Here is a 16,021-nt window from a genome sequence, read left to right on the forward strand (position 1 = left end):
CCGTGACCGGCTACCTCGATCCGCGACCGCCGCGCGTGCTCGCGCACCGCGGCCTCGCGCTCGAGGCGCCCGAGAACACCATGTCGGCGTTCATCGCGGCGGTCGACGCGGGCGCGCGGTTCCTCGAGACAGACGTGCACGCGACGGCCGACGGCGTCGCCGTCATCGCGCACGACCCGTCGCTCGACCGCGTCGCCGGCCGCGACATCGAGATCGAGCAGACGCTCTTCCAGGACCTGCAGCGCGTCGACCTGGGCCAGGGCGAGCACGTGCCGGGACTGCGCGAGGCGCTGCTCGCGCTGCCCGACGCGCACTGGAACATCGACCTGAAGACGGATGCGTCGGTCGTGCCCGCGGTGCGCGCGGTCGTCGAGGCCAAGGCGACGGATCGCGTGCTGCTCACGTCGTTCTCCGAGCGCCGGCGCCGCCAGGCGGCGGAGCTCGTGCCGGGCGTCGCCACGAGCGCGTCGCAGTCGATGGTCGCGAGGGCGGTCGTCGCGCAGCGGCTCGGGCTCGCGGGACGGCTGCGCCGGATCCTCGCGCCCGTCGTCGCGCTGCAGGTGCCGCGACGGCATCGCGGCGTCGAGATCGTGACGGAGCGCAGCGTGCGGGCGTTCCAGGCGGCGGGCGTCGAGGTGCACGTCTGGACGATCAACGACGAGGCCGAGATGCGGGAGCTCCTCGCGCTCGGGGTCGACGGCATCGTGACCGACCGCTGCGACCTCGCGCTGCCGCTCCTCCCGCCCCTCCGCTGAGCGGCGGCAGCCCCCACCCCTCTCCGATGATCGAGTAGCGGCCGCCCCCACCCCCCCCCGTTGATCGAGTAGCAGCAACCCTCGTTGATCGAGTAGCGGCCGGAGGCCGCGTATCGAGATCCGGCCGGCGGCGTCTCGATGCGGCGCCTGCGGCGCCTGCTCGACGAGCGGAATGGCGGTCAGCGCGGGGGCTTCGGCAGCGCCCGCACGCCCGAGAGCGACCACTTCGTGACGGCGCCGACCGTGCCGAGCTCGTCGCCGAGCCGCATCTTCGAGCTGCCGGTCGCGCGCTCGATGAAGTGGATCGGCACCTCGGCGATCGTGCCCCCGGCTTGCGCGACGCGCACGGCCATCGCCACCTGGAACGCGTACGCGTCCACCTGGATCGCGTCGAGGTCGATCCGCTCGAGGATGCGCGTGCGGTAGACGCGCAGCGAGCTCGTGAGGTCCTGCACGCCGGTCTGGAGCATGCTGCGCGCGTAGACGTTGCCGATGCGGGCCGCGAGGCGGCGCCGGAGCCCCATGTTGCGCACGTCGCTGCCCTCGACGAAGCGCGAGCCGATCACGAGGTCGACGCCGTCGGCCGAGACGCCGAGCAGCTCCGGGAGGTCGTCGGCGTCGTAGGAGCCGTCGGCGTCGGTGATGACGACGCGCGTCGCTCCGCGCGACATCGCGAAGCGCATCCCCTCGATCACCGCGGAGCGGTAGCCGCGCTCCGTGCGGTGCACGACCATCGTGCCGGCGTCGCGCTTCGAGAGGCTCTCGGCGAGCTCGCCGGTGCCGTCGGGGCTGCCGTCGTCGACGATGACGAGCTCGGCGTGCGGCACGGATTGCCGCAAGCGACCGACCGTGCGCTCGAGGCCGTCGATCTCGTTGTAGGTCGGCACGACGATCATGACGTCAGGCATGCGGCCTCCTCGCTGCTGTCCGGTTCACGACCCCGAGGCCCGCGAGCGCGAGCGCCGCGCCGATGATGAGCGCGAGGTCGATCCATGCTCCCAGACGGATGCCGGGGGTGACGGTCGTCGACAGCGGCAGCTCCTCGGCCATCGTGCCGGGCTCGTATTGCGGCAAGCGGTCGATCTCGGCGCCGTCGGGGCCGATGATCGCGCTCGTGCCGACCGTCGAGATGTTGACGAGCGCGCGGCCCGCCTCGGCGGCGCGCAGCTGCGCGATCGCGAGCTGCTGCACGTTCTCGGCCGAGCCCTCCCCGAAGTCGGCGTTGTTCGTCGGCGCGAGGATGATCTCGGCGCCGTGCTCGAGCACCATCTCGCGCGCGAGGTGGTCGTCGATGATGTCGAAGCAGATCGCGAGGCCCGCGGTCGTGCCCGCGACCTCGAACGCGTTCGCGCTCGAGGGGTCGATCGAGTAGTCGCGCGGGATGTACTGCAGGAACCCGAGCGCCTCGAGGATGGGCTCGAAGAACCCGCGCGCCGGCAGGTACTCGGCGAACGGCACGGGGTGGCGCTTGCGGTACTCGGCGACCGCGCCCCGACCGGGCTCGACCTGGATGAGCGCGTTGTAGGTGTCGTCGCCGTCGCGCGTGATCGTGCCGGTCACGAGCGGCGCGTCGAAGCGCTCGGCCACGCGGTCGAGCGCCGCCATGGTCGCGGGCGTCTCGTCGGCGTACCACTCCGCGGCGTTCTCGGGCCAGACGAGCAGGTCGAGCTCCTCGCCCTCGAGTCCGCGCGTCGCCTCGAGGTGTTGCTCGAGGATCTGACCGGGCACGCGCGGCGCGAGCAGCCCCGCCTCGCTGTCACCCTGCACGGCGCCGACGCGGATGCTCCCGGTCGCCTCGACAGGGAACCCCGGGATCGCGACGAGCAGGATGAGCGCGGCCGCGCCGATCGTCAGGCGCCGGCGGAGGATCGTGCGGTGGTGCAGCACGAGCTGCACGAGCAGGGCCGAGACGGCGGCGAGGAGGAACGTGAGGCCCGAGAAGCCGACCCAGCTCGTGGTGTCGGCGAGCGGGCTCGCGGCCTGGGAGTGCGCGAGCCTGCCCCACGCGAAGCCGCCCCACGGCACGCTCGACGAGAGCGACTCGCGCGCCGTCCAGACGGCACCGAGGAGCAGCGGCATGCCGGCGAACGCGCCGAGCGGTCCCTGCATGCGCGGATCGCCCCATCGCCACGCGAGCGCGAGCGCCATGCCGCCGAGCCCCCACCACGCCGCCATCCATGCGGTGAGCGCGACGAGCGGCACGAGGCCGAGGTAGACGGTGATCCACTGGATGTGGAGCAGGAAGAAGATCGCGCCGGTCGTGAAGCCGAGCCCGAAGGCGGCGCCGAGCGATCGCCCGCGCAGCGAGACGATCGCGAGGCCGACGGCTGGCACGATGAGCGGCCACCAGCCGAACGGCTGGAACGCGAAGGGCATGATCGCGCCGGCCGCGATCGCTGCCGCCAACGCGTACGCGAGCGGCAGCGGCGCGCGCGAGCGCGAGCGTCGCGCGGCTGCGGTCGCCGCCCTCGTCGCTGTCACAGCGCCGACCCCGAGGCTTCGACGACGCCGCGGCGGATGCGGTCGACCGCCTCGTCGGCCGTGCGGCGCAAGCGCTTCGGTGCCACTTGCGCGAGCTGCTCGAGCACGTCGATCGTCTGCTTCGTCCAGCGCACGAAGTCGCCCGCCGCGAGCTCGGTGTCGCGCAGCACGCCCTCGAGCGGGTAGCCGCGCGCCCAGCGGTGCATCGCGAGCGTGAGCCCCGTCTGCAGCGGCAGCGAGCCGGGCAGCCGGTGCGACTGCTCGAGGTCGTCGAGCTGCGCCCAGAGCCGCTGGGTCGCGTCGAGCGCCTCGACGAACGGACCCTTCGGCAGCATCCGCTCGGGCAGCATCCCCTCGTCGCGACGGCCCTCGAAGACGAGCGCGCTCGCCATTGCCGCGAGCGCCGGGGCGTCGAGCTGCGCCCAGAGCCCGCGCCGCAGGCTCTCGGCGGTCAGCAGGTCGCGCTCGCCGTAGATGCGGCGCAGCACCTCGCCGGCCTGCGTGACGCGCTCGCCGTCGTCGGCGTGCTCGATGTAGCCGAGCTCGCGGAGGATCTCGGTGATGCGGTCGAAGGCCTGCGCGATCTGGCCGGTGCGGCGGTCGATCTGCCGCTCCGCCTTCTCGATGTCGCGACGGAGCCGCCAGTAGCGCTCGCCCCAGCGCGCGTGCTGCTCCCGCTCGGGGCACGCGTGGCACGGGTGCGCGCGCATCCGCCGCCGCACGCCCTGCAGCTGTCGCTGCAGCCGCTCGTGCTCGCCGTGGCTCAGCCCCGCGCGCGCGGCGTCGCGCTCGAGGTCGCTCACCTCGCGCCGCAGCGCCGCGTACTCCGAGAAGTCGCCGAGGTGGCACCGCATCGACTCCTCGTAGCCAGCGAGGCTCGCGCGCTGGTCGACGACCCGTCGCGCGAGCTGCACGACCGAGCGGTCGGCCTGGAACTGCGCGAACGAGGTCTCGAGCACCTCGCGCGTGCCGGCGACCCCGAGCCGGTCGACGAGGTTGACGGCCATGTTGTAGGTGGGCCGGAAGCTCGAGTGGAGCGGGTAGGTGCGACGGGAGGCGAGCGAGGCGACCTCGACCGGCTGCAACTTGCCGTTCCAGATCACGACCGCGTGGCCCTCGGTGTCGATGCCGCGCCGCCCGGCGCGGCCCGTGAGCTGCGTGTACTCCCCCGGCGTGATGCGCACGCGCGCCTCGCCATTGAACTTCTCGAGCTGCTCGAGCACGACGGTGCGTGCCGGCATGTTGATGCCGAGCGCGAGCGTCTCTGTCGCGAAGACGACCTTGAGCAAGCGGGCGCGGAAGAGCTCCTCGACGACCTCCTTGAACACCGGCAGCAGCCCCGCGTGGTGCGCCGCGACGCCCCGCTCGAGGCCGTCGAGCCAGTCCCAGTAGCCGAGCACCGCGAGGTCGGCGTCGTCGAGCAAGCGGGTGCGCTCGTCGACGATCGCACGGATCTCGGCGCGGTCCTCCGGGGTCGTGAGCCGCACGCCGCCCGAGACGACCTGCTGCACCGCCGCGTCGCAGCCGGCCCGCGAGAAGATGAAGTCGATCGCGGGCAGCATCTCGCGGTCGTCGAGCATCGCGATGAGCGCGACACGGTCGACGCGTGCCGGGAAGCCGCCGCCCTGGCCGGGGCGGCGGCCGCCCTTCGGCGGGCGGCGGGAGCGGTAGCGGTTGTGGCCGCCGCGATCGCGATGGCCGTGCGCCGCCGAGTCGGCGAGATCGGTGCCGCGCGCGAGCTCGACGAGCTCGCGGCCGGGCCGGTGCGTCTCCTCGCCCGCCTTCGAGTCGAACAGGTCGACGAGGCGCCCGCGGATGTGCACGTGCGCGTCGAGCGGCACCGGCCGGTGCTCGCTCACGATCACGCGGGTGTCGCCGCGCACGGGGTCGAGCCACGCGCCGAACTCCTCGGCGTTCGAGACCGTCGCCGAGAGCGAGACGAGCCGCACGTGCCGCGGGAGGTGGATGATGACCTCTTCCCACACGGGCCCCCGGAACCGATCCGAGAGGTAGTGCACCTCATCCATCACGACGTACTCGAGCGCCGAGAGGTCGCGCCCCTCGTAGAGCATGTTGCGCAGCACCTCGGTCGTCATGACGACGATGCGGGCGTCGCCGTTGATCGACGTGTCGCCGGTGAGGAGACCCACGGATGCGTGCCCGTAGACCTCGGTGAGCTCGCGGTGCTTCTGGTTCGACAGTGCCTTCATGGGCGTCGTGTAGAAGACGCGGCCGGTGGGCGCCTCCATCGTGATGCGGATGGCGAACTCGGCGACGACCGTCTTGCCCGCGCCGGTCGGGGCGGCGACGAGCACGCTCGAGCCGGCCTCGATCGCCTCGCACGCCTCCCGCTGGAACGGGTCGAGCCCGAACGGCATCGCGCGCGCGAACGCCTCGGTCGCGACGCTCACGCGGCCGCTCCGCTCGCCTCGAGCGCGCTCTCGCGCTTGGCGCGCCGCCGGTCGACGAGCAGCGCGATGCCGGCGGCGGCGAAGTACAGCACGACCATCGGTACGGCGATGATGAACATGCTCAGCACCTCGCCGGCCGGGGTGACGAAGGCGCCGAAGAGCGTCGCGGCGAGCACCGCCCAGCGCCAGCCCTTGATGATCGCCGCGCCGCTCAGCACTCCCGCGAGGTTGAGGAAGACGACGATGACGGGCAGCACGTAGGAGACGCCGACGGCGAAGACGAGCTTGAGCGAGAAGTCCCAGTAGTCGGATGCGCCGAGGAAGGCGGTGAACCCGTCGGGGGTGAAGCCGACGAACAGCCGGATGATGCGCGGCAGGACGAACCAGCCGGTCGCGCAGCCGGCGATGAAGAGCGGCACCGCCGCGGCGATGAAGCCGAGCACGTAGCGCCGCTCGATGCCGCGCAGCGCCGGCACCACGAAGGCGAGCAGCTGCCAGATCCAGATCGGGCTCGAGAGGATGAGGCCGAGGAAGAAGGCGATGCGCATCTGCACGTCGAGCGCCTGCGTGATGTTCGTCACGTTGAGCTCGACCGGGAGCCCCGAGGCCTGCAGCTCGTCGAGCGGTGCGCTCAGCAGCTGCAGGAGCGGTGCGGCGAGGAAGAAGCCGCCGATCGCGGCGACGACGAAGGCGACGCCCGAGATGAGGAAGCGCCGCTTGAACTCGCGCAGGTGACCGGCGAGACGCATGGTCGCCTCAGGGTTCGACTGCCGCCCCTTGCGGGCCATGCGCTACTTCCGGTCGGAGCTGGAGGCCTGGTCGTCGGTCTCGGAGGACGCGGGCGCATCGGTGCCGTCGCCCTTGACCTCCCTCTTCAGGATGTTGACCGACTGGCCGAGGCTGCGCGCGAGCGCCGGGAGCTTCGAGGCGCCGAAGATGAGCACGACGATGATGAGGATGATCCACCAATGCGAAGCCGCATTGTTGAAGAAACCGGGCATGATCGTCCTCCGCGCTCGTCCGACTCCCCTATCCTACCCGGCCGTCGCCTGCCCGTCCCCCAGCGCAGCCGTCGCGAACCTGTGCATCGCGCGACGCAGGCTCGCGGGCGCGATGATCTCGGCGTCGCCGCCGCACGAGGCGACCGCGCTCAGCACGCTCGCCTCGCTCCACAGCTCGATGTCGAGCCGCACGCGATCGCCGTCGACCGAGACGGGATCGCTCGTGGCGTAGTCGGCGAGCAGGGCCGCCGCAGCGCGCGTCGCGACGATCTGCGCCGTGCCCGTGACGGGACGCTCGAGCGCGGGCATCGGGTGCGGCCACGGGAGCTCGGTGCGCTCGATCGACTCGATGCGGTCGAGCCGGAAGGTGCGCGCATCCTGCCGGTCGAGGTCGAAGCCGCGGACGAAGACCTGGCCCTCGCGCAGCTCGAGGCGGGTGGGAGCGACGGTGCGACGGCGCGACCCCTCGCCGGGCTTGCGGTAGTCGATCGACAGCACCGTGCGGGCGCGGATCGCGTCGCGCACGAGCTGCGCGGCCCGCGGCACCTCGAGCCGGTCGACGGCGACGGTGTCGGCGCCGCGCGAGGCAGCGCCGCGCAGCTTCTCCTGCAGCGCCTCGACGCGCTCGGGGGCCGCGTCGGTGTAGCCGGCGACGAGCGAGAGCCCCGCGATGAGGGCGCTCGCCTCCCGCGGCGAGAGCCGCACGGTCTCGTCCTCGAAGGCGGGCCGCATCGTCACTGAGATGACGTCCTGCTCCTCGAACGCGTCGAAGTCGATGTCGAAGCGGATGAAGTCGCCCGCGCCGTCCGGGACGCCCGACATGAACACGCGCCGCACGGCCTCGCGGATGCGCTCGTCGTCGACGCCGAAGTGCGCGGCGGCCTCCGCGACCGTGACCGAGCCGGATGCGGTGACGTACTGGATGAGGGAGAGCAGCAGTCCGATGCCGCGTTCGACGCGCGACGCGCTCATGCCGCCTCCTCCGGATCGGCGTGCGCATCGCGCACGCGCTCGAGCCTCGCGCGCACGAGGGCGCGCTGCTCCTCGGGCCAGACGACCTGCACGTCGGCGCCGAAGGCCGCGAGCTCGTCGGCGAGCAGGTGGCGGTCGGCGTGGTGCACGACGAGCAGCCCGTCCTCCTCGGTCGTGCCGGGCCGGTGGCGCAGCCGGATGTCGGCATCGCTGCCCGGCACCGCGAGCACGCCGACCGAGGCCCCCGCCCAGATCTCCTCGAGCTTCGCGATCGCGCCGCTCGCCGCATCCGCCGGCACCTCGAAGGGCGTGCGCGCGGCGCGGTCCTTCACCGGCGAGACGATGCGCTGCATGAGGAACGTGCGGGAGTCCTCGGCGCCGAGGTCGAAGCCGACGAGCATCCAGCGGCCGCGGAACAGCACGGTCGCCCAGGGCTGCACCGTGCGCGTGCGGGGCGAGCGCTCGCCGGGCTTGAGGTAGTCGAAGACGACCTCGCGGCCGCGGTCCGCGGCCCGCTTGAGCGACTGGAAGGCGCTCTCGCGCGGGCGCTGGCGCGGCAGCAGCACCTCGGCTGCCGCGGGCTCCTCGGTGCGGCCGGGCGTGCGCTCGAGCGGCAGGCCGCCGCGGAACTCGGGGTCGGCGCGCAGCTTGAGGGCCGCGCGCTGCGCCTCCTCGGTGAGCCCGCCCTCGTGCCAGACGCGCAGCGCGAGGTCGAGCAGCTCGCGCTCGTCGGCGTCGAACTGCAGCTCGGCGGGGTCGCCGAGCACGCCGTCGAGCACGCGGTAGCGCGCCTGCTGGTTGCTGTCGTCGCCCGGCGGCTGCACGACGTCGATGACGATGCCGTGCTCGCGCAGCGCGTCCTTGTCGCGCTCGAACATGCGCTCGAGCGCGTCGCCGGGAGGCTGGCCCTGGTAGCCGGCGACCCGCTCGAAGAGCTCGTGCTTCGTGAAGCCGGCGCGCGCGTCGACGAGCGCGAGCAGCAGCGAGAACTGCCGCTCCTCCGCCTCGATCCTCGCCATCAGCGCGCGGGCCTCACTCGGCGGCGTCGACCCGGTCGAGGATGTCGATGACGAACAGCAGGTGCTCGCCCTCGCCGATCGACGCGGGCCGAGTGGCGGGATCGGCGTAGCCGAGCTCCTGCGGGATCGAGACGACGACCTGGCTGCCGACCGGCTGGCCGACGACGGCGTCGACGAAGCCGGGGATGAGGTTCGCGTCCGAGATCGTCATCTCGGTGGGGCTGCCCTTCTCCCACGACGAGTCGAAGACCTCCTCGGTCTCCCAGATGATGCCCGTGTAGTGCAGCAGCACGGTGTCGCCCTCGGCGACCTCGGGGCCGGTGCCCTCGATGCTCTGCATGACGGTGAGCTCGGCGGGCGCCGGCGAGCCGGGGAAGGTGACGCCGGGCTGGCCGTTCGGGGCGAGCGCGATCGCGGGCATGCCCTGCTGGCCGGGGCGCGGGTTGCCCTCGGCGCGACCGGGCCGCACGTCGCTCACGCCGAGCACGACGACGGCGGTGTCGGCCGGCCCGATGTCCATCGACTCGGATGCCGCGCCGGGACCGAAGAGCTCGGCGATCGTGGTGGTGAGGACGACGTGGCCGCCGGGTGCGCCGCACGCGACCGCCTGGGCGAGCACCGACTCGCCGCCGACGCTCACGCGCAGCGGGTTGGCGGCGGCGCCGGCGCCGCCCGCGTAGGAGCTCGAGATGAGCTCGCCCGTCTTGCCCGAGTACACGACGTAGTCGGTGTCGACCGTGTCGCCGTCGGCCGCGCGCTCGCCCTCGCCGCCGAGCACTTGCGCCTGGTTGCCGTCGGTCACGAGCGGCACCTGGAAGCTCGCCTCGGGAGCCTCACCCGACGCGTCGACCGAGACCTCGCCCGTCGCGGCGCCCGGCTGCAGGAGCGGCTCGCAGCCGTCGAGGCCGTCGGCGGGCGCCTGGCACGCGGTGAGGCCGGCAGCTGCGACGAGCAGCGCGGCGATCGAGAGGGGGCGAGTGCGCACGGCGAAGCCTTTCGAGGTATGTGAATCGCCGTCAGTCTAGCGGCGGCGCGGTGGCGGCCCCGGCCTCGCCATCGCCGAGGATCGCCTCAGCCTGGCGCTTCGCGTCGCGCACGGCGCGGCGCATCCGCTTGTCGCTCGGCGTGCGGTCGCCGAGCGCGCCGGGCGTCCACGCCTCGATGTCGGCCTCGGCGAAGTCGGCCTTCGCCGCGCGGCGGCGGAACGAGGGCAGCTCGACGCCGTCCGCGACGCGCCGCGCGGTCATGAGGAAGCCCGTGTGGGCGACCATGCGGTGGTCGGGCCGCACGGCGAGGCCCTCGACGTGCCAGCCGCGCACGAGCGTCTCGGACGAGACGGGTGCGGTGAAGCGGCCGTCGGCGCGGATCGCCTCGACGGTGCGCGAGAGCTGCGTCACGGTTGCGACGTACGCGAGCACGAGCCCGCCGGGTCGCAGGGCCTGCGCGGTCGCGTCGACGCACTCCCACGGCGCGAGCATGTCGAGCAGCACGCGGTCGGCCTCGCCGTCGGCGACGTGCTCGGGCAGCGCCTCGGCGAGGTCGCCGAGCACGGTCGTCCAGTTCTCGGGCCGCTCGCCGAAGAAGCCGGTGACGTTCGCCTCGGCGACGTCGCGGAACTCCTCGCGACGCTCGAAGGAGACGAGCCGGCCCGTGCCGTGGAGTGCGCGCAGCAGCCAGAGCGAGAGCGCGCCGGAGCCGACGCCCGCCTCGACGACCGTGAGGTCGGCGTGGATGTCGGCGAAGCCGAGGATGTGGGCCGCGTCCTTCGGGTAGATGATCGCGGCGCCGCGCGGCATCGACATGACGTAGTCGTGCAGGAGCGGCCGGATGGCGAGGTACGGCGCCTCGCCGACGTGCACGAGCGAGCCGTCGTCGAGCCCGATGAACGACTCGTGCGCGAGCGCGCCGTGCTGCGTGTGGAAGTGCTTGCCCTCGGTGAGCACGATCGTGTTGAGCCGCTGCTTCGGGCCGGTCAGCTGCACGACGTCGCCCCACTGGAAGGGGCCGGTCCTGCCCATCACGAGCGGGCCTCCGCGATCGCCGCGGCGAGGTCTGCGGGCGTGCGACCGGCGAGCGAGGGCCAGTGCACGATCCCCGGCACGCCCTGCAGGTCGACGGCGTGCGGAACGCCGATCGTCACGAGCCCGGCGGCGAGCGCGCTCGCCGCACCCGTGCGCGAGTCCTCGATCGCGACCGCGTCGGCCGCGCCGACGCCGAGCAGCTCGAGCCCGCGCCGGTACGGCTCGGGGTCGGGCTTGCCGCGCTCGCACTCGTCGCCCGCGACGGTCGCGTCGAACGGCGAGCCGCCGAGCGAGCGAGCGAGCGCGGCGTCGACGCGGTCGACGATCGAGCGGGTCGACATCGTCACGAGCGCGATCGGCACGCCCTCGTCGCGGAGGGCGCGCAGCAGCTCGAGGGCGCCGGGACGCGCGGGGAGCACGTCGTCCATCCACGCGAGCACTTCGCCCACGAGCCGGTCGACGATCTCCTGCTCCCCCATCGGCACGCCTCGCTCGATGAAGTAGCGGGCGCCGTCCCACAGGTCGGAGCCGACGAGCGCCTCGGCGTCGGCGGGCGTCCACTCGACGCCGTGCTCCTCAGCGAGCCGCGCCTCGGCGGCCATCCAGGCGGGCTCGGTGTCGACGAGCGTGCCGTCGAGGTCGAACAGCACGGCACCGATCGGTCTGGAGGGGGCTGGGGTCACCGCGCCAGCCTAGCCGGGCGGCATAGAGTGGGCGTCCGACGTGAGGAGGTGCCGGGCGTGGCACGAGGACCCATCGAGGGCCGCATCATGGTCGTCGCGTTCGAGGGCTGGACCGATGCCGGCGATGCGGCGAGCACCGCTGTGCGGCGGCTCGTCGAGGCGTGCGAGCTCGAGCCCTTCGACGAGATCGAGCCCGACGAGTACGTCGACTTCGCGATGCACCGGCCGGTCGTGCGCACGCTCGACGACGGCACGCGCGCCCTGCAGTGGCCCTCGACGATCGCGTACGCCCCCACGCGCCCCTCGGCGCGGAAGGCGCTCGCCGCCGACGCGGGCCTCGACGTCTCGAGCGGCAACGAGGGCGAGGTGTTCGCGCTCGTCGGTGCCGAGCCGAGCCGCAACTGGGCCGCCTACGCGGCGGAGTTCCTCGAGATCGCCCGCGGCTGCGAGGTCGAGGCGATCGTCTTCGTCGGCGCGATGCTCGCCGACGTGCCGCACACGCGCCCCATCGCGACCTCGATCTCGAGCGACAGCCGCGAGCTGCAGTCGCGGCTCGGCGTGCTGCAGAGCGAGTACGAGGGGCCGACGGGCATCATGACGGTGCTCTCGCTCGCCGCGCAGGACGCGGGCATCCAGACCGCCTCGCTCTGGGCATCCGTGCCGCACTACGTGCACAACGCCCCCGCCCCGAAGGCGGTCATCGCGCTGCTCGACCGGCTCTCCGAGATGATCGACGTGACCATCCCGCTCGGCGACCTCATCGAGCAGTCGGGCGAGTGGGAGCGCGGCATCGACGAGATCACCGAGCGCGACGACGACATGCGCGCCTACATCGGCAAGCTCGAGGAGCAGCGCGACGCGGTCGAGAGCCCCGAGGCCTCGGGCGAGGCGATCGCGCACGAGTTCGAGCGATTCCTGCGCGACGAGAACCGCCGCCCGCGGCCCGACGCGCAGGGCGACGGCGACCGGCCGGACGACGCGCCGCCCGTCTGAGCCCTAGCGCCGCTCGACGGCGCGGAGGTCGATGCCCAGCAGCGCGTCGATCGCCGCGAGGCTGCCCTCGTCGGCGGGCGCCCGCAGCGCGAACGCGTCGACCGCCTGCAGCGCCGCCGGCGTGTTGAGGTCGTCCTGCAGCGTCACGCGCAGCCACGGCACGACGCTGTCGTCGCGCGAGGGGTCGTCGGCAGGGATCGCCGCCCACTCGAGCCACCGGTCGAGCCGGGCCTCGGCGGCCTCGAGCTCGCCCGGCATCCACTCCCAGTCGGAGCGCCAGTGGTGGTCGAGCAGCGCGAGCCGGATCGCAGCGGGCCGCGCTCCCTGCTCGCGCAGCCGCGAGACGAGCACGAGGTTGCCGCGCGACTTCGACATCTTCTCGCCCTCGAACGCGACGAGCCCGGCATTCAGCCGCACGTCGCTGAAGAGGTCGGCACCGAGCGCGAGCGCGTGGTGGCCCTGCATCTCCTGGTGCGGGAAGCGCAGGTCGCGGCCGCCCGCCGCGACCGTGAAGGGCGCGCCGAGCTCGGCCATCGCGATGACGGTGCACTCGACGTGCCAGCCGGGCCGCCCGCGGCCGAGCGGCGAGTCCCACGCCGGCTCCCCCGGTCGCTCGGCGCGCCACAGCAGCGGGTCGAGCGGCGAGCGCTTGCCCGGTCGGTCGGGGTCGCCGCCGAACTCGCGCGTGAGCTCGAGCATCTCGGCCTCGTCGGTGCGGCTGCCGGCGCCCATGGCGAACTGCCGCGTGCGGCTCGCGTCGAACAGCACGTCGACGCCGTCGACGCCCTCGGCCGGCAGCGTGTAGGCGTCTCCCGTGTCGAGCATCCGCTGCACCGCCTCGGCGATCGGCTCGATGCGCTCGGTGACCGCGACCCACGAGTCGGGCGGCAGCACGCGCAGCGCCGCCATGTCCTCGCGGAAGAGCTGCTGCTGCGCCTCGGCGAGCTCGCGCCAGTCGACCCCGTCGCGCGCCGCGCGCTCGAGCAGCGGGTCGTCGACGTCGGTGGAGTTCATCGCCGTGCGCACCTCAAGGCCCGCGTCGAGCCACACGCGCGTGAGCGTGTCGAAGGCGAGGTAGGTGAAGGCGTGCCCGAGGTGGGTCGCGTCGTAGGGCGTGATCCCGCACGTGTACATGGATGCCGTCGGTCCCGCGGGCACGACCGCGCGCCCGTCGCGCCGCACGTCGTGCACGCTCGGCCGCTCCCCCTCGCCGTGGCCGAGCTCGGCGAGCGAGGGCACCGCGGGACGCTGCCAGGAGCGCATCAGAGGGCCTCGATCCAGCCGGCCGAGAGGGCGACGAGCAGCACGCCGCCGAGGGCGATGCGGTAGATGACGAACGGCGCGAAGCTGCGGCGCGAGATCCACGCCATGAGCCAGCGGATGACGGCGAGACCGACGACGAAGGCGACGGCGGTCGCGAGGATCGTCGGGCCCCAGCCGAGGCCGATCGACGACGGCTCGGTGAAGGCCTGGTAGGCCTCGTAGAAGCCGGAGCCGAAGACGGCCGGCACCGCGAGGAAGAACGCGTACTTCGCGGCGGCGGGCCGCTCGTAGCCGAGCGCGCGGCCCATCGTGACCGTCGCCCCGGAGCGCGAGACGCCCGGGATGAGCGCGAGCACCTGCGCGACGCCGATGAGCAGGCCGTCGCGGTAGGTCGTCGTCTCGAGCGTCTTGACGCGCTTGCCGAGCATGTCGGCGAGGCCGAGGATGACGCCGAAGACGATGAGCACGGTCGCGGTGATCCAGAGGCTGCGCAGCTGGTCGCGGATGAGGTCCTGGAAGAGCACGCCGGCGATGACGATCGGCACGGTGCCGATGATGACGAGCCAGCCCATCTTGACGTCGGGGTCGTCCTTCGCGACCGTGCCGCGGAAGGAGCCGAACCACTTCGCGATGATGCGCGAGATGTCGCGCCAGAAGAAGATGACGACGGCGAGCTCGGTGCCGATCTGCGTGATGGCGGTGAACGTCGCGCCGGGATCCTCCGCGCCCGGCAGCAGCTCGCCCGCGATGCGCAAGTGGGCGCTCGACGAGATGGGCAGGAACTCGGTGGCGCCCTGCAGCGCCCCGAGCACGATCGCGATCAGCCAGTCCATGGTCCTCTGGTCGGTAGGAGGTCAGTAGGTGAGCAGCAGGTCTTCGAGCACGTCGGTGCCGAAGTCGAGGGCATCGAGCGGCACCCGCTCGTCGACGCCGTGGAACATCGCGGCGAAGTCGAGGTCGGGCGTGAGCCGCAGCGGCGCGAAGCCGTAGCCCGCGATGCCGAGCTCGGCGAGCGACTTGTTGTCGGTGCCGCCCGAGAGCATGTACGGCAGCACGGGCGCCTCGGGGTCGAAGCGGCCGAGCGAGGCGGCCATCGCGTCGACGAGCGCGCCGCCGAACGGGTGCTCGATGCCGATGTCGCCGTGCACGAGCTCGATCTCGATGCCCTCGCCGATGAGGTTCCGGATGGCGTCGATCGCCTCCCGCTCGCGGCCGGGCAGCGGGCGCACGTCGATGCGCGCCTCGGCGACCGAGGGGATGACGTTGTGCTTGTAGCCCGCGTCGAGCATCGTCGGGTTCGCCGTGTGGCGGAGGCTCGAGCGCAGGAAGCGCGAGACGGTGCCGGTGCGCTCGGCGACCGCGTCGGGGTCGTCGTCGTCGACGCCGAGCAGCGAGGCGACCCGCGCGATGAGCTCGCGCGTCGTGTCGGTGAGCTCGACGGGGAACTCGTGCGCGCCGACCGCGGCGACCGCGGCGGCGAGCTTCGTCACCGCGTTGTCGCGCATGTGCTGCGAGCCGTGCGCGGCCGTGCCGCGAGCGCGGAGCAGGATCCACTGCAGCGCCTTCTCGCCCGTCTGGAGGAGGTAGGCGCGGCGGCCGCCGACCTCGATCGAGTAGCCGCCGACCTCGCTGATCGCCTCGGTCGCGCCCTCGAAGAGCTCCGGATGGTTGCGCACGAGCCACTGGGCGCCGTAGGCGCCGCCCGCCTCCTCGTCGGCGAAGAACGCGACGACGAGGCCGCGCCGGGGACGGCGGCCGCTCGCGAGGATGCGCTCGAGCGCCGCGAGGATCATCGCGTCCATCTGCTTCATGTCGACCGCGCCGCGGCCCCACAGCAGGCCGTCGCGGATCTCGCCCGCGAAGGGATCGACGCTCCACTCGCTCGCGTCGGCGGGCACGACGTCGAGGTGGCCGTGCACGACGAGCCGCGGCAGGCTCGGGTCCTCCCCGTCGATGCGGGCGACGACGCTCGCGCGGCCGGGCGCCGACTCGAAGGTCTCGCTCTCGACGCCCATCGACGCGAGCACCGCGCTCACGTAGGCCGCCGCATCTGCCTCGCCGGACGATCGCCCACCGCCCCAGTTCTGCGTGTCGATGCGGATGAGGTCCCGGGCGAGCTGCACGGTGCGGGAGAGGCCATCGGTCACCGCTCAAGGCTAGCCGCCCCGCACTCCCGGCCCCGTGCGCACCGGGTGGTCATCGACCCCCTCCGGAGCGTGCTAGAGTCATTTCTCGGTCCTGCAAAGGAGACCGACACTCTGCGCGGGTGGCGGAATTGGCAGACGCGCTAGCTTGAGGTGCTAGTGCCCGTATTAGGGCGTGGGGGTTCAAGTCCCCCCTCGCGCACGAGAGAGGTCCGGAGCGATTCGCTCCGGGCCTCTTCCCGTTCCTGGGGGAAGTCCCCCTCCCGCCGTCCAGCCGG

General features: G+C 73.1%; 15 protein-coding genes and 1 tRNA gene. 3 read left to right on the forward strand and 13 right to left on the reverse strand.

What is annotated here, in order from left to right; translation table 11 throughout:
• The first annotated feature begins 2 nt into the window (after positions 1–2).
• Positions 3–755 carry a glycerophosphodiester phosphodiesterase family protein gene (locus JQT67_RS00750; protein WP_307864134.1) on the forward strand — a complete coding sequence of 251 codons (753 nt, stop codon included), beginning with the start codon at positions 3–5 and terminating at the stop codon, positions 753–755.
• Between the two features lie 179 nt (positions 756–934).
• Here the strand turns inward: JQT67_RS00750 and JQT67_RS00755 are convergent, their stop codons facing one another.
• From JQT67_RS00755 to JQT67_RS00800, 10 genes are read right to left on the reverse strand one after another with little or no spacing between them, the layout of a single operon-like run.
• Positions 935–1,663: a glycosyltransferase gene (locus JQT67_RS00755; RefSeq protein WP_021009422.1), complete on the reverse strand. Its 729-nt coding sequence runs from the start codon at positions 1,661–1,663 to the stop codon at positions 935–937.
• Positions 1,656–3,236, reverse strand: a complete 1,581-nt coding sequence (lnt, locus tag JQT67_RS00760; RefSeq protein ID WP_208063093.1) for an apolipoprotein N-acyltransferase — start codon at positions 3,234–3,236, stop codon at positions 1,656–1,658. Before lnt ends, JQT67_RS00755 begins: the two co-directional genes overlap by 8 nt.
• Positions 3,233–5,614, reverse strand: coding sequence for an RNA helicase (locus tag JQT67_RS00765; RefSeq protein WP_208063391.1), 2,382 nt, complete (start codon positions 5,612–5,614; stop codon positions 3,233–3,235). Before JQT67_RS00765 ends, lnt begins: the two co-directional genes overlap by 4 nt.
• 29 nt (positions 5,615–5,643) lie before the next feature.
• On the reverse strand, positions 5,644–6,435 hold the full coding sequence (tatC, locus tag JQT67_RS00770) for a twin-arginine translocase subunit TatC (protein WP_243755488.1): 792 nt from the start codon (positions 6,433–6,435) through the stop codon (positions 5,644–5,646).
• A gap of 3 nt (positions 6,436–6,438) precedes the next feature.
• Positions 6,439–6,648, reverse strand: a complete 210-nt coding sequence (gene tatA, locus JQT67_RS00775; protein ID WP_208063094.1) for a twin-arginine translocase TatA/TatE family subunit — start codon at positions 6,646–6,648, stop codon at positions 6,439–6,441.
• Between the two features lie 33 nt (positions 6,649–6,681).
• Complete coding sequence (locus JQT67_RS00780) at positions 6,682–7,620, reverse strand: YafY family protein (protein ID WP_208063095.1); 939 nt, start codon at positions 7,618–7,620, stop codon at positions 6,682–6,684.
• Positions 7,617–8,639 (reverse strand): YafY family protein, encoded by a 1,023-nt coding sequence (locus JQT67_RS00785; protein WP_208063096.1) that lies wholly within the window; start codon positions 8,637–8,639, stop codon positions 7,617–7,619. The genes JQT67_RS00780 and JQT67_RS00785 overlap by 4 nt, the downstream gene beginning before the upstream one ends.
• A gap of 13 nt (positions 8,640–8,652) precedes the next feature.
• On the reverse strand, positions 8,653–9,624 hold the full coding sequence (locus JQT67_RS13695; protein WP_208063097.1) for an FKBP-type peptidyl-prolyl cis-trans isomerase: 972 nt from the start codon (positions 9,622–9,624) through the stop codon (positions 8,653–8,655).
• Between the two features lie 31 nt (positions 9,625–9,655).
• Positions 9,656–10,657, reverse strand: a complete 1,002-nt coding sequence (locus tag JQT67_RS00795; RefSeq protein WP_208063393.1) for a tRNA (adenine-N1)-methyltransferase — start codon at positions 10,655–10,657, stop codon at positions 9,656–9,658.
• A complete protein-coding gene (locus JQT67_RS00800; protein WP_208063098.1) occupies positions 10,657–11,343 on the reverse strand; it encodes an HAD family phosphatase in 687 nt (228 codons plus the stop codon). The genes JQT67_RS00795 and JQT67_RS00800 overlap by 1 nt, the downstream gene beginning before the upstream one ends.
• A 57-nt stretch (positions 11,344–11,400) precedes the next feature.
• On the opposite strand from JQT67_RS00800, the gene JQT67_RS00805 reads away from it, so the two are divergent.
• The gene (locus tag JQT67_RS00805) at positions 11,401–12,336 is read left to right on the forward strand and encodes a PAC2 family protein (RefSeq protein ID WP_021009430.1); all 936 of its coding nucleotides are present in this window, start codon (positions 11,401–11,403) and stop codon (positions 12,334–12,336) included.
• A 3-nt stretch (positions 12,337–12,339) separates the two neighbouring features.
• On the opposite strand, the gene mshC is transcribed toward JQT67_RS00805, so the two are convergent.
• From mshC to JQT67_RS00820, 3 genes are read right to left on the reverse strand one after another with little or no spacing between them, the layout of a single operon-like run.
• Positions 12,340–13,599 carry a cysteine--1-D-myo-inosityl 2-amino-2-deoxy-alpha-D-glucopyranoside ligase gene (gene mshC, locus JQT67_RS00810; protein ID WP_208063099.1) on the reverse strand — a complete coding sequence of 420 codons (1,260 nt, stop codon included), beginning with the start codon at positions 13,597–13,599 and terminating at the stop codon, positions 12,340–12,342.
• On the reverse strand, positions 13,599–14,432 hold the full coding sequence (locus JQT67_RS00815; protein WP_208063100.1) for an undecaprenyl-diphosphate phosphatase: 834 nt from the start codon (positions 14,430–14,432) through the stop codon (positions 13,599–13,601). The genes mshC and JQT67_RS00815 overlap by 1 nt, the downstream gene beginning before the upstream one ends.
• Before the next feature lie 21 nt (positions 14,433–14,453).
• Positions 14,454–15,746 carry a M20/M25/M40 family metallo-hydrolase gene (locus tag JQT67_RS00820; RefSeq protein WP_208063101.1) on the reverse strand — a complete coding sequence of 431 codons (1,293 nt, stop codon included), beginning with the start codon at positions 15,744–15,746 and terminating at the stop codon, positions 14,454–14,456.
• A 113-nt stretch (positions 15,747–15,859) separates the two neighbouring features.
• Here JQT67_RS00820 and JQT67_RS00825 point away from each other — a divergent pair.
• A tRNA-Leu gene (locus JQT67_RS00825) sits at positions 15,860–15,945 on the forward strand.
• Positions 15,946–16,021: the final 76 nt, after the last annotated feature.

This window comes from Agrococcus sp. TF02-05 (assembly GCF_017565345.1).
Classification (GTDB): domain Bacteria; phylum Actinomycetota; class Actinomycetes; order Actinomycetales; family Microbacteriaceae; genus Agrococcus; species Agrococcus pavilionensis.

Bases quoted from the DNA above. Each gene is read 5' to 3' on its own strand.
- JQT67_RS00755 (WP_021009422.1), bottom strand. From the start codon at position 1,663: ATGCCTGACGTCATGATCGTCGTGCCGACCTACAACGAGATCGACGGC.
- JQT67_RS00765 (WP_208063391.1), bottom strand. From the start codon at position 5,614: ATGCCGTTCGGGCTCGACCCGTTCCAGCGGGAGGCGTGCGAGGCGATC.
- tatC (WP_243755488.1), bottom strand. From the start codon at position 6,435: ATGGCCCGCAAGGGGCGGCAGTCGAACCCTGAGGCGACCATGCGTCTC.
- tatA (WP_208063094.1), bottom strand. From the start codon at position 6,648: ATGCCCGGTTTCTTCAACAATGCGGCTTCGCATTGGTGGATCATCCTC.
- JQT67_RS00780 (WP_208063095.1), bottom strand. From the start codon at position 7,620: ATGAGCGCGTCGCGCGTCGAACGCGGCATCGGACTGCTGCTCTCCCTC.
- JQT67_RS00785 (WP_208063096.1), bottom strand. From the start codon at position 8,639: ATGGCGAGGATCGAGGCGGAGGAGCGGCAGTTCTCGCTGCTGCTCGCG.
- JQT67_RS00795 (WP_208063393.1), bottom strand. From the start codon at position 10,657: ATGGGCAGGACCGGCCCCTTCCAGTGGGGCGACGTCGTGCAGCTGACC.
- mshC (WP_208063099.1), bottom strand. From the start codon at position 13,599: ATGCGCTCCTGGCAGCGTCCCGCGGTGCCCTCGCTCGCCGAGCTCGGC.
- JQT67_RS00815 (WP_208063100.1), bottom strand. From the start codon at position 14,432: ATGGACTGGCTGATCGCGATCGTGCTCGGGGCGCTGCAGGGCGCCACC.